The following is a 20,047-nucleotide window of genomic DNA, read 5'->3' as shown; positions in this document are numbered from 1 at the left end:
GCCATTAACCTCGTATGCGTGTCGTCTCTCGCGCTGTACCGCCGCTATCGCCCGGAGACCTTTGCCGAGGTCATCGGGCAGGAGCATGTCACCGACCCGCTGCAGCAGGCGCTGCGGAACAACCGGGTCAACCACGCGTACCTGTTCAGCGGTCCGCGTGGGTGCGGGAAGACCACCAGTGCGCGCATCCTGGCCCGCTGCCTGAACTGTGAGCAAGGTCCCACTCCCACGCCGTGCGGGGAGTGCCAGTCGTGCCGGGACCTGGCCAGGAACGGACCGGGCTCGATCGACGTCATCGAGATCGACGCCGCCTCCCACGGTGGCGTGGACGACGCCCGTGAGCTGCGCGAGAAGGCCTTCTTCGGGCCCGCGAGCAGCCGGTACAAGATCTACATCATCGACGAGGCCCACATGGTCACGTCGGCCGGCTTCAACGCGCTGCTCAAGGTCGTCGAGGAGCCGCCCGAGCACCTGAAGTTCATCTTCGCGACCACCGAGCCCGAGAAGGTCATCGGGACCATCCGGTCGCGGACCCACCACTACCCCTTCCGGCTGGTCCCGCCGGGCACCCTGCGGGACTATCTCGCCGAGGTGTGCGGGCGGGAGGACATCCCGGTCGAGGAGGGCGTGCTCCCGCTCGTCGTGCGTGCGGGCGCCGGGTCCGTGCGTGACTCCATGTCCGTCATGGACCAGCTCCTCGCCGGTGCCGGAGAGGAGGGTGTGACGTATGCCATGGCCACCTCTCTCCTCGGCTACACCGACGGCTCCCTCCTCGACTCCGTCGTCGAGGCCTTCGCCACCGGTGACGGGGCCGCGGCCTTCGAGGTCGTCGACCGGGTTGTCGAGGGCGGCAACGATCCGCGCCGGTTCGTCGCCGATCTGCTGGAGCGGCTGCGTGATCTGGTGATCCTCGCCGCGGTCCCGGACGCCGTCGACAAGGGACTCATCGACGCCCCCGCCGACGTCCTGGAGCGCATGCAGGCCCAGGCCGCCACCTTCGGCGCCGCCGAGCTGAGCCGCGCCGCCGACCTCGTCAACGACGGCCTGACCGAGATGCGCGGTGCCACCTCGCCCCGCCTCCAGCTGGAACTGATCTGCGCGCGCGTGCTGCTCCCGGCCGCCTACGGCGACGAGCGGTCGGTGATGGCCCGCCTCGACCGTCTGGAGCGCGGCGTCAGCTTCTCGGCCGGTGGCGGCGCGCCCGCCATGGGCTACGTCCCCGGCCCCGGGGCCCACGGGGGCGGCGCACCCGTACCGCCCGGCGGCGGCCCGGCCGCTGCCCGTGCGGCCGTGCGGGCCACGGGGGGTCCGGCCGACGGAGCCGACGGCCCGGCGGCATCGGGCGGCCCGGCGGCCCCGACCGGCCCGACTGCCCCGGCAGGCCCTGCGGCACCGCATGCTCCCGCAGCCCCGGCGCCCGCGCCCGCCGCTTCGGCCCCCGCCCCTTCCACGCCCGCCGCGCAGGCCCCGGTGCCGCCTCCGGCCGCCCCCGCGGCCGCTGCCGGTCCCGCCCCCGCCGCCCCCGGCGCCTGGCCCACCGCCGCTCCCGCCGGCAGCGGACGGCGCCCCGGCGGCTGGCCCACGGCCGCCGCTCCCACGGCTGCCCCGCAGGGCCAGGCGTCCCGGGCTCAGGCGCCCGGCCGGGCCCCGGCCCCGGCGCAGCCGCCGCACCAGGCGTCCGCAGCCCCGACGGCGCCCGCGGCCCCGGCCCCGGGCGCGCCCACCGGCGGCCTCGACCCCCGCGCGCTCTGGCCGAACATCCTGGAGGCCGTCAAGAACCGCCGTCGCTTCACCTGGATCCTGCTCAGCCAGAACGCCCAGGTGGCCGGCTTCGACGGCACCACGCTCCAACTCGGCTTCGTCAACGCCGGCGCCCGTGACAACTTCGTGAGCAGCGGCAGCGAGGACGTGCTGCGGCAGTCGCTGGCCGAGCAGTTCCACGTGCAGTGGAAGATCGAGGCGGTCGTCGACCCGTCCGGCGGCGGCTCCGCCCCGGCGGCCGGCGGCCCGTCGGGCTTCGGCCAGGGCGGCGGTTTCGGCGGCGCTCCGGGCGGCGGCGGTGGCTACGGCGCCCCGGCCGCACCTCCCTCCGCGGCTCCCCGGCCCCCGCAGGCGCAACCCTCCCCGCAGGGCGGTCCCGCTCCCGCCCCTGCGGCGGCCACCCCTGCCCCCCGGCCCGCGGCCGCGCCCGAGCCGCCCCCGGTCGCCCCCGAGGACGACATCCCGGAGGACGACGACCCGGACCTGGACGAGTCGGCCCTGTCCGGCCACGAACTGATCGTGCGGGAACTGGGGGCGACGGTGGTGGAGGAGTTCTCCAACGAATAGCCGGCGCCGGCCGAGGCAGTCCGACGGCGAGTGAGGACGAGGCCGTTCGGTCCGACGGCGGCGGTCCGGGGCGGCGGTCTCGAGGGGCGGTCACGTCGGCACCGGGTGCCTTTGGAGGAAAGCCCAACAAACCCGGCCCCCGACCTTCGGCAACCTTGCCATTAGGCTGACCCCCGTGAAGGTCCTCGTCATCGGCAGCGGCGCCCGCGAACACGCCCTGTGCCGCTCCCTGTCCCTCGACCCCGACGTCACCGCGCTGCACTGCGCCCCCGGCAATGCCGGTATCGCGGAGGTCGCCGAGCTGCACCGGGTCGACGCGCTCGACGGCGCCGCGGTGACCGAGCTGGCCACCGGCCTCGGTGCCGACCTGGTCGTCGTCGGCCCGGAGGCCCCGCTGGTCGCCGGCGTGGCCGACGCCGTCCGCGCGGCGGGCATCCCGGTGTTCGGCCCGTCCGGGGAGGCCGCCCGCCTCGAGGGCTCCAAGGCCTTCGCCAAGGACGTCATGGCCGCCGCCGGGGTGCCGACCGCCCGCTCCTACGTCTGCACCACCGCCGAGGAGGCCGCCGAGGCCCTCGACGCCTTCGGCGCCCCCTACGTCGTCAAGGACGACGGACTCGCCGCCGGCAAGGGCGTCGTGGTGACCTCGGACGCCGAGGCCGCCAAGGCGCACGCCGCCGCCTGCGAGCGTGTGGTGGTCGAGGAGTTCCTCGACGGCCCCGAGGTGTCCCTGTTCGCCATCACCGACGGCGTGACGGTCGTCCCGCTCCAGCCGGCCCAGGACTTCAAGCGCGCCCTGGACGGCGACGAGGGCCCGAACACCGGCGGCATGGGCGCGTACTCACCGCTGCCGTGGGCCGACCCGAAGCTGGTCGACGAGGTGGTGGAGACCGTGCTCCAGCCGACGGTGGACGAGATGCGCCGCCGGGGCACGCCCTTCTCCGGTCTGCTCTACGCCGGGCTCGCGATCACCTCGCGCGGTGTCCGGGTCATCGAGTTCAACGCGCGCTTCGGCGACCCGGAGACCCAGGTGGTGCTGGCCCGCCTGAAGACCCCGCTGGCGGGTGTCCTGATGGCCGCCGCCACCGGCAACCTCGCCGACCTGGCGCCGCTGCGCTGGAGCGAGGACGCGGCCGTCACCGTCGTCGTCGCCTCGCACAACTACCCCGGCACCCCGCGCACCGGCGATCCGATCACCGGCCTGGACGAGGTGGCCGCCGAGGACGCCCCGCACGCGTACGTGCTGCACGCCGGGACCCAGCGGGACGGCGACGCGATCGTCAGCGCCGGCGGGCGGGTGCTCTCCGTCACGGCCACCGGCAAGGATCTCGCCGAGGCGCGCGAGCGGGCGTACCGGGCGGTGGGCCGGATCGGCCTGGACGGCTCGCAGCATCGCACGGACATCGCGGCGAAGGCGGCGCAGGCGTAGGGCGACCGCGGGGCACACGCCCGAACGCGCCGGTCGCGCGCACCCTCGTACCCCATCGGGCCCCGGACGAGATCCGGGGCCCGATCTTTGCTGTCTGTCACTCACCTCTGACCAAAGCCATTCCATCGAGTGAGCAATCGCCCATCCGGCTGACGGGGGCCGGGGCCCCAACTAGGGTGCCGCGCAAGCGTTCCGGCACTTGGCCCTTACGACATTGCGATGTCAGTGGCGGGTGCCACAGTGGGGGAGTGAGCAGGACCAGGACAGCACGGCATCGGCAGCGAGGGGGTGAGGTCGGCACGTGACCGGAATCGGTGTGGAGATGGGCGCGCAGGCCGCGCGCTCCCGGGCCCTCGCCGTGCTGCGGGTCCGGGGCCGGGCGCTGGCCGTGTCCCTGCTGCCCGCGGGCGCGGCGGTGATCCTGCTGACCGGCGGTCCGACCGGGCATCTCGTCGGCCGGGGCTGGGACGCCGCCCGCTGGGGCGTGGGCGTGCTCGCCGTGCTGGTGCTGCTGGCCGCCGCCGGTATCACCCTGGTCGTGGCCCGGGCCCGCCCCGCCGTGAGCCCCACGGTGCCGGTCCCGGAGGAGTCCGCCCCGGACCTGTACCGGATGGTGCGCGACCTCGCCGACCGGCTGGACGTGCCGGCCCCGTCGGCCATAGCGCTCACCCCGGACTGCGACAGCTGGCTGGAGGACCGCACCCATTCGGCCCACGGCCCGCCCCCGCCGCCGGCGCCCGACGAGATAACCGGCCCGGGCCACCGCGCCCACCGCCGCACCCCCGTCGCACCGGTCCTCGTCATCGGCTCCCCGTTCCTGTGGTGGATGCGGGTCGGCGAGCTGCGCGCGGTCCTCGCCCCGGTCATCGCCGGTACGGGCCCCTCGGCCCACCCGGACATAGCGGCCGCCCGCCGCTTCGTCCGCGGGCTCGACGCGGCGGTGGCCGTCGCCTCGGTGCCCGGCCGCCGCGCGCTGACCCGCGGGGTTCGCGGCGTCCTCGGCTGGGTGGCCCGGCTGCTGCTGCGCGGCTGCCGGGAGCACGCGACGCAGATGGAGCGCGGGGTCGCCGCGGCGGCGGCCGAGCGGGCGCAGACGGTCGACTACGGCCTGCGGATCGTCGCCCAGGAGCAGGTCGGCCTCGCCTACGCCGGCTGGGACCGGCTGCTGACCAGGGTGGCGCTGCCCGCCTGGCGCATGGGTCGCTGGCCCGCCCGGCTGGACGCGGGCGTGGTGGCGGCGCTCACCGAGCTGTCCCGGCGCGACCGCCTGGCCGAGGGCTTCGCCTCCCGGCTCGGCGAGCGGCCCGCCTGCGACCTGCTGGAGGAGCCCGGCACGGTGGACGAGGCGGCCTCGCTGCTCGCCGCGCGCCTCTTCCACGGCGGCCCCGCCGAGTGCGGCCCCGACTGGGCGCCGGTGGACTGGCAGGCGTATCCGGAGGAGGTCGTGGACCGCACCTGGCGCGCCGACGCGGCCCGCCTGCACCGCGTCCTGGACGCCCTCGGGGTCCGCCCCTCCCTGGACCCCACGGCCCCGGACCCCGGCGGTCCCACCCTGGCCCGCGTCCTGGACCACCTCACCGAGCCGACCACACGAGCCTGCGCCGCCTCCCCCGTCCCCGAGGCCTCCCACGCTCCGCACGCTTCGCCGGCCTCCGACCCCTCCCTGATGTCCCCCGCCTACGACGACGAGGACACCGACCCCGGTACCGAGCGCAGTGCCGCTCTCGCCGCCGGTCTGAGCGCCGAGCTGGCCCGTGAGGAGGCCGTCGTGCCGAGGGGCGCCGGCGCTGCCGGGCAGAGCCCCACGAGCGCCCTGTGGGACGACGGCGGTCTGCCGCTGTTCCCCCTGCAGGCCCCCCGCACCGCCCGCGAGCTGCTCACCGATCACGTCACGGCGATGGTGTGCTGTGCGGCCGTCGACACCGCCGGCGCGGTCCCCGCCCTGGACTGGCTGGACGGCCCGTCCCTGCTGCTGGACGGTGAGCGGGCCGCCGACCTGACGCCCAAGGTGCTCAGGCTGATCGAGGAGGGCGACCCGGGCCCGCTGCGCGACTGGCTGAGCGCGACCGGGATACGGCCGGAGAAGCCCGTACGCCTCTTCTGACCCGTCTCCTCCGGCCCGGTGGGGCACCGTCGTACGGCTCCGCCCCCACCGACGTAACGGAAATGGGACTTCCACTTCAGGTCAATTCGCAACGAGTAGTGACCGGGCCCGTGCGTTATGTGATGTGCTGGGACCGACCACGCCTTTGGCAAAGGCTTGCGACATACGACACCACGGCCGAGCACACCGCGTACACCGAGCACCGCCGAGACAGGGACACGGGGGCACGAGGGAGGGGAGCGACCATGGCCTCGGACCAGATCCGCCGCTGGGAGTCCGGAGCACTCGCGCACGCCGTCACGGACCCCTTCGGGCAGGGCCCGGTGCCCTGGTTGCGTGGCAGTGAGACCTATTTCGACGACACGGGCCACGTCGTGCCCTGGTACGTCGACCCGAGCCCGCAGCCGCTCGCCGGCGCCGACGGCCGCCCGCGCGTTCCGGCCCCGCGTTCGGCCGGTTCCGGGCCCCGCTCGGCGGACGACGTGCACCGCCAGATCAAGGGCTTCACCGCCACCGGCGCGGTCACGCCCGGCGAGGCGATCGACTTCCACATCACGGTCGACCCGCCGCAGGAGTTCAGCGTCGACATCTACCGGATCGGCCACTACGGCGGCGACGGCGCGGCCAAGATCACCACGAGCCCGCGCCTGTCCGGCATCGTCCAGCCCCCGCCGCTGACCGCCGACCGCACGGTCTCCTGCCACCACTGGTGGCTGTCCTGGCGCCTCCAGGTGCCCTCCCACTGGAGCATCGGCGCCTACGTGGCCGTCCTGACCACCGCCGACGGCTACCGCTCCCACGTGCCGTTCACGGTCCGCGACGACCACCCCGCCGACCTGCTCCTGCTGCTGCCGGACATCACCTGGCAGGCGTACAACCTCTACCCGGAGGACGGCCGCACCGGCGCCAGCCTCTACCACGCCTGGGACGAGCGGGGCCGGCTGCTCGGCGAGGCCGACGCGGCGACCACCGTCTCCTTCGACCGCCCGTACGCGGGCGCGGGCCTGCCCCTGCACGTCGGCCACGCCTACGACTTCATCCGCTGGGCCGAGCGCTACGGCTACGACCTCGCCTACGCCGACGCCCGCGACCTGCACGCCGGCCGTGTCGATCCCAGCCGCTACCGGGGCCTGGTCTTCCCCGGGCACGACGAGTACTGGTCGGTGGCGATGCGCCGCGCCGTCGAGGACGCCCGGGACCGCGGTACCTCGCTGGTCTTCCTCTCCGCCAACACCATGTACTGGCAGGTGGAGCTGGGGCCCTCCCCGTCGGGCGTCCCGGACCGGCTGCTGACCTGCCGCAAGCGCAAGGGCCCCGGAAAGCCGGTGCTGTGGCGGGAGATCGACCGGCCCGAGCAGCAACTGGTCGGCATCCAGTACGCGGGCCGGGTGCCCGAGCCGCACCCGCTGATCGTCCGCAACGCCGGCCACTGGCTGTGGGAGGCGACCGGCGCGCAGGAGGGCGACGAGATCGAGGGCCTGGTCGCCGGCGAGGCCGACCGGTACTTCCCGCGCACCCCGCTGCCCGAGCACGACGAGCGCATCCTGCTCGCCCACTCCCCGTACACCGACAACGACGGCGCCCTGCGCCACCAGGAGACCTCTCTCTACCGCGCCCCCTCCGGCGCCTGGGTCTTCGCCTCCGGCACCTTCGCCTGGTCCCCTGCCCTGGACCGACCCGGCCATGTGGACACCCGCATCCAGCGCGCCACGGCGAATCTGCTGGACCGTATCTGCAAACGCGACTGATCCCGCCGCGGACCGCGGCCGACCCCCTGGCTCCAATCGATCGCCCCGATAAGGGAGAATCGAGGCACTTGGGCCCGCCCGTCGCCCACCACCGCCCTGTCCGGGCCCTGCGGGCGCCCCTTCTGATGCAACCACGGGGAGGAACCGTGTCCGGATTCGTAGAAAAGCCCGAGCCGATCCAGGTCCCGGGCCTGGTGCACCTGCACACCGGAAAGGTGCGCGAGCTGTACCAGAACGAGGCGGGCGACCTCGTGATGGTCGCGAGCGACCGCATGTCCGCCTACGACTGGGTGCTGCCCACGGAGATCCCCGACAAGGGCCGCGTCCTCACCCAGCTCTCCCTGTGGTGGTTCGACCAGCTGCGTGACCTGGCCCCGAATCACGTGCTCAGCACCGAGTTGCCCGCGGGCGCCCCGGCCGACTGGGCGGGCCGCACGCTGATCTGCAGGTCGCTGAAGATGGTCCCGGTCGAGTGCGTGGCCCGCGGCTACCTCACCGGCTCCGGCCTGCTCGAGTACAACGAGTCCCGTACGGTCTGCGGCCTCGCCCTCCCCGAAGGCCTGGTCGACGGCTCCGAGCTGCCCGCCCCGATCTTCACCCCGGCCACCAAGGCCGAGGTCGGCGAGCACGACGAGAACGTCTCCTACGAGGAGGTGGCCCGCCAGGTCGGCGCGGAGACCGCCGCCCAGCTGCGCCAGGCCACCCTCGCCGTCTACTCCCGCGCCCGGGACATCGCCCGCGACCGGGGGATCATCCTCGCCGACACCAAGTTCGAGTTCGGCTTCGACGGTGACGGCCTCGTCCTCGCCGACGAGGTCCTCACCCCGGACTCCTCCCGCTTCTGGCCGGCCGACCAGTGGCAGCCGGGCCGCGCGCAGCCGTCGTACGACAAGCAGTTCGTCCGGGACTGGCTGACCTCCGCCGAGTCCGGCTGGGACCGCAAGAGCGAGCAGCCTCCGCCGCCGCTGCCGCAGGAGGTCGTGGAGGCGACCCGGGCGAAGTACGTGGAGGCGTACGAGCGGCTGACGGGCACGAGCTGGTCGTAGACACGGGAGAAGGCCCCCGGTGAGAACCGGGGGCCTTCGCTCTGGAGCGGACGACGAGGCTCGAACTCGCGACCTCAACCTTGGCAAGGTTGCGCTCTACCAACTGAGCTACGTCCGCGTTGCGCCGTGGCGCGAGAGCAACTATACCCAACCTCGCTCGCGTGCGAGACGTACTGCCGCGTGACGGTTCTCCGCACCGAGCTTCGTGACGGCCGAGGAGAGGTAGTTCCGCACGGTCCCCGGCGACAGCGCGGCCCGCTCGGCGATCTCCGCGACCGGGGCGCCGTCGGCGGCCAGCTCCAGCACCTCGGCCTCCCGCGCGGTCAGCGGGGAGTCCCCGGCGGAGATCGCGTCGGCGGCCAACTCCGGGTCCACGTACCGGTTCCCGGCGTGCACGGTCCGGATGATCTCGGCGAGCTGCTGGGCGCTGACCGTCTTCGGGACGAATCCCCGCACACCGGCCGCGAGCGCCCGCTTCAGGTGCCCGGGCCGCCCGTGACCGGTGACGATCAGCACCTGGCAGCGGGGCAGCTCGGCGCGCAGGGATGTGGCGACCTTCACACCGTCCGCACCCGGCATCTGGAGATCCAGCACGGCCACGTCGGGTTCGTGCGCCCGGGCCATCGCCAGCGCCTCGGGCCCGCTCGCCGCCTCCGCGACGACGAGCAGGTCGTCCTCCAGGGAGAGCAGGGCGGCCAGCGCACCCCGGATCAGATGTTCGTCATCGGCGAGCAACAGCCGTACGGGACCGCTCATGACGTGACTTCGCTCACTCTCTCCCTCGTAGTGCCCGCGGATGCCGCGCTGTCGCCCAGCGGCACCTCCGCCACCAGCCGGAACCGGCCGGCGCCGACGACCCCCGCCACCAGGCTTCCGTCCACGGCGGCCAGCCGTTCCCGCAGCCCGGCGAGTCCCGAGCCGCCGCCGCTCGGACTCCCCGCCCGGTCGGCTCCGGTGCCGGTGCTGCCGCTCGCACCGGTCACCCCGTCGTTCTCGACCGTCAGCACCACATGCCCCTGGCGCATCCGCAGCCCCACCGCGCAGCGGTTCGCGTCCCCGTGCCGCAGCACGTTGGTGGTCGCCTCGCGGACCACCCAGCCGAGGGCGGACTGCACCTCGGCGGGCAGTTCCCCGGCCTCCGCGCGCACCTCGCAGTCGATGCCGGCGGCCGTCAGCACCCCCTGGGCGCCCGCGAGTTCGACCCCGAGGTCGGCCTCCCGGTAGCCGCGTACGACGTCCCGGACCTCGCGCTGGGACTCCTGCGCGATGCGCTGCACCTCGATCATCTGCTCCACGGCCTCCGGCCGGCCCCGCCGGGCCAGTTGTACGGCCAGCTCGCTCTTGAGGGCGATCACGGAGAGGTTCCGCCCCAGGACGTCGTGCAGATCCCGCCCGAACCGCAGCCGCTCCTCGGCGACGGCGAGCCGGGCCTCGACCTCGCGGGCCCGTTCCGCCTCCCAGAGCACGGACAGGGTCCAGGCGCCGCAGCGGCAGGCGAGCAGCGAGAAGAGCGTGTGGAAGGCGGTCATCAGGCCGGTCGCCAGGAGGCCGACGCCGTCCCGGTCGGTGAGCCAGATGACGCCCATGAGCAGCAACGAGAGCACCGCCGACCGGCGCAGGAACACCCGGACGGGGACCGTGAGTCCGTAGAGGAGCCCGAAGGGCAGCAGGGAGGCGCCGATCGCGAGCCGGATCGTCATCGGGTCGGCCGCGTCCAGCGCGGAGAGGGTCACGATCAGCGTCAGCGCCAGCCCCAGCAGGACGGCCGGTGTCCGGTGTCCGCCGGCCGGCAGCTCGGCGCGCCCCAGGTAGTGGTCGAGCGCCGGCCGGGTGAGCCGGTTCGAGGCGGTGCACTGGAAGGCCGCCACGACGGCGAGCAGGGCGCCGAGGACGACCGCCACGGGCCGGTGGTCGAGCCCTCCGACCAGGGGCAGCAGCAGCCAGCCGAGCGCGAAGAACCACGTGGTGGCGTACCAGGTGACGACCGTGTACAGCTCGACCCGCTCGGCCTTGCTCCGGTCCCTCCAGTGCCGTTGCTGCCACCGCCGTATGCGCCCCAGCATCAGCGCGTCCCCCCGTTCCTCAGCGCCGTGGCTCCCAGCGGAACCACCGTCGTACAGCAAACACCGCCACGATCGTCCAGGCCAGCGCGGTGGCGAGGGCGCCCAGCGCCTCGTACGCGCTCAACTGGCCGGTCCAGCCCGCCCGGACGAGGCGGATCGCCGGGGACAGCGGGAGGAGTTCGCACACGGAGGCGAGCAGGTCGGGCATGACCTCGGTGGGCACCGCGATCCCGGAGCCGGCCATGGACACGAACACCAGGGGCAGCGCGGTCACGTGGGCGCTCTCGGCGGTCCGGGTGAAGGACGCGGTGAGCGCGGCGAGCGCGGCACTGACCGCGAGTCCGGCCAGCAGCCCGGGCAGAAGCAGGTACGGCGCCTTCGGTGCCCCGGTGTGCAGCAGCGCGGCGCAGCCGGCGCACAGCACCACGGCCTGGGCGAGACCGAGGGCGGTCGCGGGCAGGGCGGTGCCGATGAGGATCTCGCCGTCGGACAGTTCGCCGGTGCGCAGCCGCTTGAGGACGAGTTCCTCGCGGCGGGCGACGTAGGCGCTGACCAGGGAGGTGTAGACGGCGAAGAGGAAGGAGAAGCCGATGGCGGTCGTCAGCAGGACCGTGCCGATGCTCAGGCCCGCCTTCTCCAGGTCCAGCTCGTCGAGGGCCGGCCGCATGCTGAAGGGCAGGGCGAGCGGTACGGCCAGCGCGGTCAGGACGACACCCCGGTTCCGGCCGAGGAGGGCCAGCTCGGCCCGCGCCAGCGCCCGCAGCCGTCGTGCCGTGGGCCCGAACGCCTCGAGGGCCACCCCGCTCATACCGCCACCTCCCGCTCCCGCGCGATGCCGAGGAACGCCTCCTCCAGCGAGGCCGACCGCACATCCAGCCCGCGCAGTTCGACCCCGGCCCGTTCGGCCCAGGTCAGCACTCCGGTGGCGGTCCGCTGCAACTGCGTCGTGCGTAGCCGGACGACCCTCCCGTCGCTCTCGTGCGCGCAGACGCCGAGGTCGGCGAGCGGGGGCAGATCGCCGAGGAAGTAGCCCGCGGGCAGTTCGAAGGACATCCGGGAGGGGCGGCCCGCGGTGACCTCGGCCGGGGTTCCGGAAGCGGCGATGCGGCCCTCGTGCAGGATGGCGAGCCGGTCGGCGAGGCCTTCCGCCTCCTCCAGGTAGTGGGTGGTGAGCAGCACGGTCGTACCCGCCTCGCGCAGGCCCCGTACCAACTCCCAGGTGTCCCGGCGGCCTTCCGCGTCGAGCCCGGTCGTCGGCTCGTCGAGGAAGAGCACCTCGGGATCGCCGAGCAGGGCGAGCGCCAGGTCCAGGCGGCGCCGCTCCCCGCCGGACAGCTGCTTGACCCGCACCGCGTGCTTGTCCGCGAGGCCGACCAGCTCCAGCACCTCCTGCTCCGGCCGCGCGCCGCTGGTGCAGTCCGCCCACATCCGGGCGGTCTCCGCGACGGTCAGCTCGGCCGGGAAGCCGCCCTCCTGGAGCATCACGCCGGTGCGGGGGCGTACGGCGGCCCGCTCGCGGTAGGGGTCGTGGCCGAGGATCCGCACCCGGCCCCCGGCCGGTGCGGCGAGCCCCTCCAGCAGTTCCACCGTGGAGGTCTTGCCCGCGCCGTTGGTGCCCAGCAGGGCGAAGATCTCCCCGCGCGCCACGCAGAAGCTGATTCCGCGCACGGCCTCGAACCCGCCCCCGTAGACACGCCTGAGGTCGGTGACCTCGATCACGTGCTCGTGTTCGTCCTTGTCCATGACATCAGCGTCCCGGCGGCGGGGACGCCCCGGCAGTGCGCGGTGTCATCGCTGAGCATGACAAATGTCAGAGAGCCGCGGGGCATACGAAAAGACCCCGGTCCAGAGGACCGGGGCCTTCTTCCCGAGCGGACGACGAGGCTCGAACTCGCGACCTCAACCTTGGCAAGGTTGCGCTCTACCAACTGAGCTACGTCCGCACTGCTCCCGACCGGCTCCCACCGATCGGTGCGAGCACCAGCCTACCTGATCCACAAGAGTGGTCGTGACGGCCGACGCCAGAGCGGGTGACAGGAATTGCACACTGCGCCTTCCCCCTGGAAGGGGGATGTTCTACTACTGAACTACACCCGCATGGTCCTCGGGATCCGGCCTCTCGGCCTCGCCCCTCGGCGTGTCCCAGACATTAGCTGATCGGCAGGGGGGTAGCGCAAGTCGACCCCCTCCGCGGCCCCGTATGCCCCAAGTGCACGGTCCTCAGGGCCCGCTGACGGACCCTGAGGACTGCCCCTTCGCGGGCTTCACTGCGCGGCGCTGAACGCCTCGTAGACCTTCTTGGGGATGCGTCCGCGGGCCGGGACGTCCATCTTGTTGGCCTGGGCCCAGGCGCGGACGGCCGCCGGGTCGGGGGCGACCTCCGTCTGCTTGTACGCCTTGCCGGACCTCGACCGCTTGCGGCCGGCCTCGACGTAGGGCGCGAGCGCCTTGCGCAGTTTCTTGGCGTTGGTTTCGTTCAGGTCGATCTCGTACGACTTGCCGTCGAGTCCGAAGGCGATCGTTTCCGCCGCTTCCGAGCCGTCGATGTCGTCAAAGAGAGTGACCACGACCTTTTGCGCCACGAATATCGGTCCCTTCGTGCGGCACGTCGATACAGCTCAACGGCGATGACGTGCCGAGTATCGGCTATTGCCAATTCATTTGTACAGTGCCCGGCAATGCAAAGTGAAGCCCGACTAAATCCGTCCGCGTGTCCGAGCACAATAGGTGCCGCCGACGGACTCCCGAACTTTCCCAGAATTTTTCACGACCACGCGGCTTCGACACCCGATCGTGACGCGCCTCACGTAGTTTCCTACAACTCTACTCGCGTAGAAATTTTGTGCGGGTAGTCTGAAGGAACCTGCTCAGCACCACACACCGGGAGTGCCAGTGGCACGCGTCGTAGTCGACGTCATGCTCAAGCCGGAGATCCTCGACCCCCAGGGCCAGGCGGTCCAGCGTGCGCTGCCGCGCCTGGGATTCGAAGGGATCTCGGACGTACGTCAGGGAAAGCGTTTCGAACTGGAAGTTGACGGGCCGGTCGACGAGGCCGCACTCGCCCGCATCCACGATCTTGCGGAATCCTTCCTCGCCAACACCGTGATCGAGGACTTCACCGTCAAGGTCGAAGAAGTGGCGGAGGCGGCCAAGTGACCGCTCGTATTGGCGTCGTCACTCTCCCGGGCAGTCTCGACGACCGGGACACTCAGCGCGCGGTCCGCCTCGCGGGTGCCGAACCGGTCGCCCTGTGGCACAAGGACAAGGACCTCAAGCAGGTCGACGCCGTTGTCCTGTGCGGAGGTTTCTCCTACGGCGACTATCTGCGCGCCGGTGCCATCGCGCGCTTCTCGCCGGTGATGGAGCCCCTCATCGAGCAGGCGAAGGCCGGCCTTCCGGTCCTCGGCATCTGCAACGGCTTCCAGATCCTCACCGAGGCCCACCTCCTTCCGGGTGCGATGCTCGGCAACGACCACCTCCACTTCATCTGCCGCGACCAGAAGCTGCGGGTGGAGAACGCGGAGACCTCCTGGACCGGCGACTACCGCCAGGGCCAGGAGATCCACATCCCGCTGAAGAACATGGACGGCCGGTACGTCGCCGACGAGTACACGCTCGACAAGCTGGAGGCCGAGGGCCGGGTCGCCTTCCGGTACCTGGACTTCAACCCGAACGGTTCGCTGCGGGACATCGCCGGCATCACCAACGAGGCGGGCAATGTCGTAGGCCTCATGCCGCACCCGGAGCACGCCGTGGAGCCCCTCATCGGGTCCGGCCGCACCGACGGCCTGCCCTTCTTCACCTCGATCCTCAAGAAGCTGGTCAACGCATGAGCCGGACGCCTCTGGACACGGTCGAGCACGCGACCGCGACCCCCGACGTCGAGCTGCCCTGGGCCGAACTCGGCCTGAAGAAGGACGAGTACGAGCGGGTGGTGGAGATCCTCGGCCGCCGCCCGACCGGTGCCGAACTCGCCATGTACTCGGTCATGTGGTCCGAGCACTGCTCGTACAAGTCCTCCAAGGTCCACCTGCGCCAGTTCGGCGAGAAGGCGCCCCAGTCGGACGCGCTGCTCGTCGGCATCGGCGAGAACGCCGGTGTGGTGGACGTCGGCCAGGGCTACGCGGTCACCTTCAAGGTCGAGTCGCACAACCACCCCTCCTACGTCGAGCCCTACCAGGGCGCGGCCACGGGTGTCGGCGGCATCGTCCGCGACATCATCGCGATGGGCGCGCGCCCGGTCGCGGTCGTGGACCCGCTGCGCTTCGGCGCGGCCGACCACCCCGACACCAAGCGCGTCCTGCCGGGTGTCGTCGCCGGCATCGGCGGCTACGGCAACTGCCTGGGCCTGCCCAACATCGGCGGTGAGGTCGTCTTCGACGCCTGCTACCAGGGCAACCCGCTGGTCAACGCCGGAGCCATCGGTGTGATGCGGCACGAGGACATCCACCTCGCCAAGGCGTCCGGCGCGGGCAACAAGGTCATCCTCTACGGGGCCCGGACCGGCGGCGACGGCATCGGCGGCGCCTCGATCCTCGCGTCCGAGACCTTCGACGACGCCAAGCCCTCCAAGCGTCCCGCCGTCCAGGTCGGCGACCCCTTCCAGGAGAAGCTCCTCATCGAGTGCACCCTGGAGGCCTTCCAGGAGAAGCTGGTCGTCGGCATCCAGGACCTCGGTGCGGCCGGTCTGTCCTGCGCCACGTCCGAGCTGGCCTCCAACGGCTCCGGCGGCATGCGCGTCACCCTGGACGACGTCCCGCTGCGCGACTCCACGCTCTCGCCCGAGGAGATCCTCATGAGCGAGTCGCAGGAGCGCATGTGCGCGGTCGTGGAGCCGGACAAGGTCGACCGCTTCCTGGAGATCTGCGCGAAGTGGGACGTCATCGCCACCGTCATCGGTGAGGTGACCGACGGCGACCGGCTGGAGATCTTCTGGCACGGCGAGAAGATCGTCGACGTCAACCCGCGCACGGTCGCGCACGAGGGCCCGGTCTACGAGCGTCCCTACGCCCGCCCCGAGTGGCAGGACGCCCTCCAGGCCGACGACGCCAACAAGCTCCCCCGCCCGCGGACGAGCGAGGAGCTGAAGGACCAGGTCCTGAAGCTGGTGGCCTCCCCCAACCAGGCCTCCAAGAAGTGGATCACCTCCCAGTACGACCACTTCGTGCAGGGCAACACCGTCCTCGCCCAGCCGGAGGACTCCGGCATGATCCGCGTGGACGAGGAGACCGGGCTCGGCGTCGCCATCGCGACGGACGGCAACGGCCGCTACGCCAAGCTGGACCCGTACACCGGCGCCCAGCTGGCGCTCGCCGAGGCCTACCGCAACGTGGCGACCACCGGCGCCAAGCCGCTCGCGGTCTCCGACTGCCTGAACTTCGGCTCGCCGGAGGACCCGGCGGTCATGTGGCAGTTCGCGGAGGCCGTGCGCGGCCTGGCGGACGGCTGCCGGCAGCTCGGCACCCCGGTGACCGGCGGCAACGTCTCGCTCTACAACCAGACGGGCGAGGCGGCCATCCACCCGACGCCGGTCGTCGCCGTCCTCGGCGTCATCGACGACGTCGCCCGGCGCACCCCGGTCGCCTTCCAGGAGGAGGGCCAGCTGCTCTACCTCCTCGGCGACACCCGTGAGGAGTTCGGCGGCTCGGCCTGGTCCCAGGTGATCCACGACCACCTCGGCGGTCTGCCGCCGAAGGTCGACCTCGAGCGTGAGCGGCTGCTGGCCGAGATCCTGATCTCCGCCTCCCGCGACGGCATGATCGACTCCGCGCACGACCTGTCCGACGGCGGTCTGATCCAGGCGGTCGTGGAGTCCGCGCTGCTCGGCGGCAAGGGCGCGCGGCTGATCGTCCCGGACGGTCTGGACGCGTTCACCTTCCTGTTCTCCGAGTCCGCCGGCCGCGCGGTCGTCGCCGTGCCGCGCTCGGAGGAGGTCCGCTTCAACGACATGTGCGGTGCGCGCGGCCTGCCGGCCACGCGGGTCGGTGTCGTCGACGGAGACGCGGTGGAGGTCCAGGGCGAGTTCGCCCTCCCCCTCGCCGAGCTGCGCGAGGCCCACGAGGGCACGATCCCGGCGCTGCTGGCGTAGTCACCACCCGCCGTGCGAAGGCCCCGTCCGCACCGCCGGACGGGGCCTTCGCGTGTCGGCTCCGGCCGGGTGCGGCCCGCCGTCACCGCACCGGCCTCGGATCCCGCCCGACGCCCCTTCCCGCCCGGACAGAGCCGCTCACGAACGGCCTGAAGGGCTACAGGTCAGGGCATAGGGTCACTGTCATGTCTCCGGCCAAGAAGCGCGCCCGCAGCTACGACCCAGCCAAGACCCGCGCGGCGGTCCTCGCCCAGTTCGGACACGTACGGGAGGCCGTCCGCGGCCTGACCCCCGAGCAGCTCGCGCTGCCGACGCGGCTCGGCGAGTGGAGCGTGCGCGAGCTGGTCGCGCACATCGGGATGGCGCTCACGGCCGTGCACCGGGCCCTGGACGAGCCCGCCCCGGCCAAGCAGGACGTCACGGTGGTCGAGTGGCCGTTCGCCACCGCCGCGAGCTCCGGCGCCATCGACGAGTTCACCCGCGGTCTGGTCGCCGAGCACGCCGACCTCGACACCTACCTCGCCGACATCGACGAGAGCCTGCGCGCCCTGCTCGCCGAGCATCCCGGAGGCCGGCTTCTGGCGACCAACGCGGGCGCGCTGCCCCTGGACGACTACCTCGTCACCCGCACCGTCGAACTCGTCGTCCACACCGACGACCTCACCGCCGCGGTCGCGGGCCTCGAGGTGCCGTACGACCGTCAGGCCCTGGCCGCCGCCACCCGGCTGCTCGCCGACGCCCTCGCCGTGAAGGCGCCCGGTGGCTCCACCGAGGTGCGGGTGCCGCCGTACGCCGTCGTGCAGTGCGTCGAGGGACCCCGGCACACCCGGGGCACCCCGCCCAACGTCGTGGAGACCGACCCGCTGACCTGGATCCGGCTCGCCACCGGACGCGTGGCGTGGAAGGACGCGGTGGCGGAGGCGAAGGTCAGCGCGAGCGGGGAGCGCGCGGACATCGGGGATCTGCTGCCACTGATGTCGTAGCGGAAGCGGCTGTACGGAACCGGTCGTAGCGGAACCGGTCGTACCGGTGGCCCGTCGAATCCGTATGAACCGGTACAAGCAGCGCATGACCCTGATGGCGGCCGCCGCGCTCGTCCTGCTCGCGGTGGCCTGCGGCAGCGGGAAGGCGGACAGTGGTTCGGTGAGCGTCCAGCAGCCGGTGACCGGGATCGACTGGCGGGTCGACGGCGTCACCGTCGGCGGTACGACCCGGCAGGCGCCCGCCACCGCCCACCTCCGCATCGACGAGGACGGCAAGGCGGCCGGCAACCTCGGCTGCAACCAGTTCAGCGCCCGGGCCACCGTGCACGGCGACCGCATCACCTTCGGTGAGCTGCGGACGACCAGGATGGCCTGCGACCAGGCGCGGATGGACTTCGAGCGCGCCCTCGCCCGCACCCTCACCACCGGCACGCTCACCGCCGCGGCCGACGAGCGGAAGCTGACCCTCACCGACGGCGACGGCGACCGCGTCCACCTAAGCCGGAGCACCCCCGAATGATGTGCGACACCTCACTCATGGATGCCGTGCAGCGGACCGCAACCGCCCCCTGCGGCCCGCCCGGAACCCGGACCAACCGCTGCGAAACCCACCTGACCTGGGGAAACGCAGAATCCACCAAGGTGATCGAACCGACCCGGCCCGTTGCGGGCGCGTATCCCCAATTCGGACCAGTGGTCGACCTCGCCTACACTCGGAAACGTGCCACGTGGTGACGGTCGACTCAATCACGATCTGCTTCCCGGCGAAAAGGGCCCCCAGGACGCTTGCGGCGTCTTCGGCGTCTGGGCTCCGGGTGAAGAGGTCGCAAAGCTCACGTACTTCGGGCTCTACGCCCTCCAGCACCGGGGTCAGGAATCCGCGGGAATCGCGGTCAGCAACGGCTCCCAGATCCTCGTCTTCAAGGACATGGGCCTGGTCTCCCAGGTCTTCGACGAGACCTCGCTCGGTTCGCTCCAGGGTCATATCGCGGTCGGACACGCCCGCTACTCGACCACCGGCGCCTCCGTGTGGGAGAACGCCCAGCCGACGTTCCGGGCCACCGCGCACGGCTCGATCGCGCTCGGCCACAACGGCAACCTGGTCAACACGGCGCAGCTCGCCGAGATGGTCGCCGACCTGCCGAACGACAACAACAGCCGCTCCACCCGGGTGGCGGCCACCAACGACACCGACCTGCTGACGGCGCTGCTCGCCGCCCAGGTCGACGAGGACGGCAAGCCGCTCACCATCGAGGAGGCCGCGCACGCGGTGCTCCCGAAGGTGCGGGGCGCGTTCTCCCTCGTCTTCATGGACGAGCACACCCTCTACGCCGGCCGTGACCCGCAGGGCATCCGCCCGCTGGTCCTCGGCCGCCTGGAGCGCGGCTGGGTGGTCGCCTCCGAGACCGCCGCCCTGGACATCACCGGCGCGAGCTTCGTGCGGGAGATCGAGCCGGGCGAGTTCGTCGCCATCGACGAGAACGGTCTGCGCAGCTCACGATTCGCGGAAGCGAAGCCCAAGGGCTGTGTCTTCGAGTACGTGTACCTGGCCCGCCCGGACACCGACATCGCCGGCCGGAACGTGTACCTCTCCCGCGTGGAGATGGGCCGCCGTCTGGCCAAGGAGGCCCCGGTCGAGGCCGACCTGGTCATAGCGACCCCGGAGTCCGGCACCCCGGCCGCCATCGGCTACGCGGAGGCCTCCGGCATCCCCTTCGGCGCGGGCCTGGTGAAGAACGCCTACGTGGGCCGGACCTTCATCCAGCCCTCGCAGACCATCCGCCAGCTGGGCATCCGCCTGAAGCTGAACCCGCTGAAGGAAGTCATCAAGGGCAAGCGCCTGGTCGTGGTGGACGACTCGATCGTGCGCGGCAACACCCAGCGGGCCCTGGTCCGCATGCTCCGCGAGGCGGGCGCGGCCGAGGTCCACATCCGGATCTCCTCCCCGCCCGTGAAGTGGCCCTGCTTCTTCGGCATCGACTTCGCCACCCGGGCGGAGCTGATCGCCAACGGCATGACCATCGAGGAGATCGGCACCAGCCTGGGCGCCGACTCCCTGGCCTACATCTCCATCGACGGCATGATCGAGGCGACCACGATCGCCAAGCCGAACCTGTGCCGCGCCTGCTTCGACGGCGAGTACCCGATGGAGCTGCCGGACCCGGAGCTGCTGGGCAAGCAGCTTCTGGAGACCGAGCTGGCCGCCGGGCCCGCCGCCACGGCCGCGACGGACGCGATCCGCCGTCCGTAAGCCCCGCTGT

General features: G+C 72.4%; 16 protein-coding genes and 3 tRNA genes. 11 read left to right on the top strand and 8 right to left on the bottom strand.

Annotation, left to right across the window (positions count from 1 at the left end):
• The first annotated feature begins 18 nt into the window (after positions 1 to 18).
• The 5 genes from ACGFRF_RS37355 to ACGFRF_RS37335 all read left to right on the top strand — a co-directional run bounded on the left by ACGFRF_RS37355 (position 19) and on the right by ACGFRF_RS37335 (position 8,652).
• Complete coding sequence (locus ACGFRF_RS37355; RefSeq protein WP_393747829.1) at positions 19 to 2,328, top strand: DNA polymerase III subunit gamma and tau; 2,310 nt, start codon at positions 19 to 21, stop codon at positions 2,326 to 2,328.
• Between the two features lie 175 nt (positions 2,329 to 2,503).
• Entirely contained in the window at positions 2,504 to 3,754 is a 1,251-nt protein-coding gene (gene purD, locus ACGFRF_RS37350; protein WP_393747827.1) for a phosphoribosylamine--glycine ligase, read from the top strand.
• Positions 3,755 to 4,055: 301 nt separating this feature from the next.
• Positions 4,056 to 5,858 carry a hypothetical protein gene (locus ACGFRF_RS37345; RefSeq protein ID WP_393747825.1) on the top strand — a complete coding sequence of 601 codons (1,803 nt, stop codon included), beginning with the start codon at positions 4,056 to 4,058 and terminating at the stop codon, positions 5,856 to 5,858.
• 245 nt (positions 5,859 to 6,103) lie between these two features.
• Entirely contained in the window at positions 6,104 to 7,606 is a 1,503-nt protein-coding gene (locus tag ACGFRF_RS37340) for a N,N-dimethylformamidase beta subunit family domain-containing protein (RefSeq protein WP_393747823.1), read from the top strand.
• 146 nt (positions 7,607 to 7,752) lie between these two features.
• The gene (locus ACGFRF_RS37335; protein ID WP_393747821.1) at positions 7,753 to 8,652 is read left to right on the top strand and encodes a phosphoribosylaminoimidazolesuccinocarboxamide synthase; all 900 of its coding nucleotides are present in this window, start codon (positions 7,753 to 7,755) and stop codon (positions 8,650 to 8,652) included.
• A gap of 42 nt (positions 8,653 to 8,694) precedes the next feature.
• On the opposite strand, the gene ACGFRF_RS37330 is transcribed toward ACGFRF_RS37335, so the two are convergent.
• The 8 genes from ACGFRF_RS37330 to ACGFRF_RS37295 all read right to left on the bottom strand — a co-directional run bounded on the left by ACGFRF_RS37330 (position 8,695) and on the right by ACGFRF_RS37295 (position 13,297).
• Positions 8,695 to 8,770, bottom strand: a tRNA-Gly gene (locus ACGFRF_RS37330).
• Positions 8,771 to 8,793: 23 nt separating this feature from the next.
• On the bottom strand, positions 8,794 to 9,408 hold the full coding sequence (locus ACGFRF_RS37325; protein ID WP_393747819.1) for a response regulator: 615 nt from the start codon (positions 9,406 to 9,408) through the stop codon (positions 8,794 to 8,796).
• Positions 9,405 to 10,715 carry a sensor histidine kinase gene (locus ACGFRF_RS37320; protein ID WP_393747817.1) on the bottom strand — a complete coding sequence of 437 codons (1,311 nt, stop codon included), beginning with the start codon at positions 10,713 to 10,715 and terminating at the stop codon, positions 9,405 to 9,407. Before ACGFRF_RS37320 ends, ACGFRF_RS37325 begins: the two co-directional genes overlap by 4 nt.
• Positions 10,716 to 10,734: 19 nt before the next feature.
• Positions 10,735 to 11,523, bottom strand: a complete 789-nt coding sequence (locus tag ACGFRF_RS37315; RefSeq protein ID WP_393747815.1) for an ABC transporter permease — start codon at positions 11,521 to 11,523, stop codon at positions 10,735 to 10,737.
• A complete protein-coding gene (locus tag ACGFRF_RS37310; RefSeq protein WP_393747813.1) occupies positions 11,520 to 12,458 on the bottom strand; it encodes an ABC transporter ATP-binding protein in 939 nt (312 codons plus the stop codon). The genes ACGFRF_RS37315 and ACGFRF_RS37310 overlap by 4 nt, the downstream gene beginning before the upstream one ends.
• A 127-nt stretch (positions 12,459 to 12,585) precedes the next feature.
• Positions 12,586 to 12,658 (bottom strand) — tRNA-Gly (locus ACGFRF_RS37305).
• An 82-nt stretch (positions 12,659 to 12,740) separates the two neighbouring features.
• Positions 12,741 to 12,812: transfer RNA gene (locus ACGFRF_RS37300), tRNA-Gly, on the bottom strand.
• Positions 12,813 to 12,979: 167 nt separating this feature from the next.
• Positions 12,980 to 13,297 (bottom strand): Lsr2 family protein, encoded by a 318-nt coding sequence (locus ACGFRF_RS37295; RefSeq protein WP_031164632.1) that lies wholly within the window; start codon positions 13,295 to 13,297, stop codon positions 12,980 to 12,982.
• A 310-nt stretch (positions 13,298 to 13,607) separates the two neighbouring features.
• Between ACGFRF_RS37295 and purS the strand changes: the two genes are divergently transcribed.
• The 6 genes from purS (at position 13,608) to purF (ending at position 20,037) form a co-directional block, all read left to right on the top strand.
• The gene (purS, locus tag ACGFRF_RS37290; RefSeq protein ID WP_015659417.1) at positions 13,608 to 13,871 is read left to right on the top strand and encodes a phosphoribosylformylglycinamidine synthase subunit PurS; all 264 of its coding nucleotides are present in this window, start codon (positions 13,608 to 13,610) and stop codon (positions 13,869 to 13,871) included.
• Positions 13,868 to 14,548: a phosphoribosylformylglycinamidine synthase subunit PurQ gene (gene purQ / locus ACGFRF_RS37285; RefSeq protein ID WP_393747811.1), complete on the top strand. Its 681-nt coding sequence runs from the start codon at positions 13,868 to 13,870 to the stop codon at positions 14,546 to 14,548. The genes purS and purQ overlap by 4 nt, the downstream gene beginning before the upstream one ends.
• Positions 14,545 to 16,803 carry a phosphoribosylformylglycinamidine synthase subunit PurL gene (purL, locus tag ACGFRF_RS37280; RefSeq protein ID WP_393747809.1) on the top strand — a complete coding sequence of 753 codons (2,259 nt, stop codon included), beginning with the start codon at positions 14,545 to 14,547 and terminating at the stop codon, positions 16,801 to 16,803. The genes purQ and purL overlap by 4 nt, the downstream gene beginning before the upstream one ends.
• A gap of 185 nt (positions 16,804 to 16,988) precedes the next feature.
• Positions 16,989 to 17,786, top strand: coding sequence for a sterol carrier family protein (locus ACGFRF_RS37275; protein ID WP_393747807.1), 798 nt, complete (start codon positions 16,989 to 16,991; stop codon positions 17,784 to 17,786).
• Positions 17,787 to 17,850: 64 nt separating this feature from the next.
• Positions 17,851 to 18,306 (top strand): META domain-containing protein, encoded by a 456-nt coding sequence (locus ACGFRF_RS37270; protein WP_393747806.1) that lies wholly within the window; start codon positions 17,851 to 17,853, stop codon positions 18,304 to 18,306.
• Between the two features lie 201 nt (positions 18,307 to 18,507).
• Positions 18,508 to 20,037, top strand: a complete 1,530-nt coding sequence (gene purF / locus ACGFRF_RS37265; protein WP_393747804.1) for an amidophosphoribosyltransferase — start codon at positions 18,508 to 18,510, stop codon at positions 20,035 to 20,037.
• Positions 20,038 to 20,047 lie beyond the last annotated feature (10 nt).

Origin of the sequence: Streptomyces sp. NPDC048521 (assembly GCF_043199855.1) — a bacterium.
Classification (GTDB): Bacteria; Actinomycetota; Actinomycetes; order Streptomycetales; family Streptomycetaceae; genus Streptomyces.
Note: the sequence above shows the minus strand (reverse complement) of the source record. Positions and strands in the feature narration are given on the sequence as shown.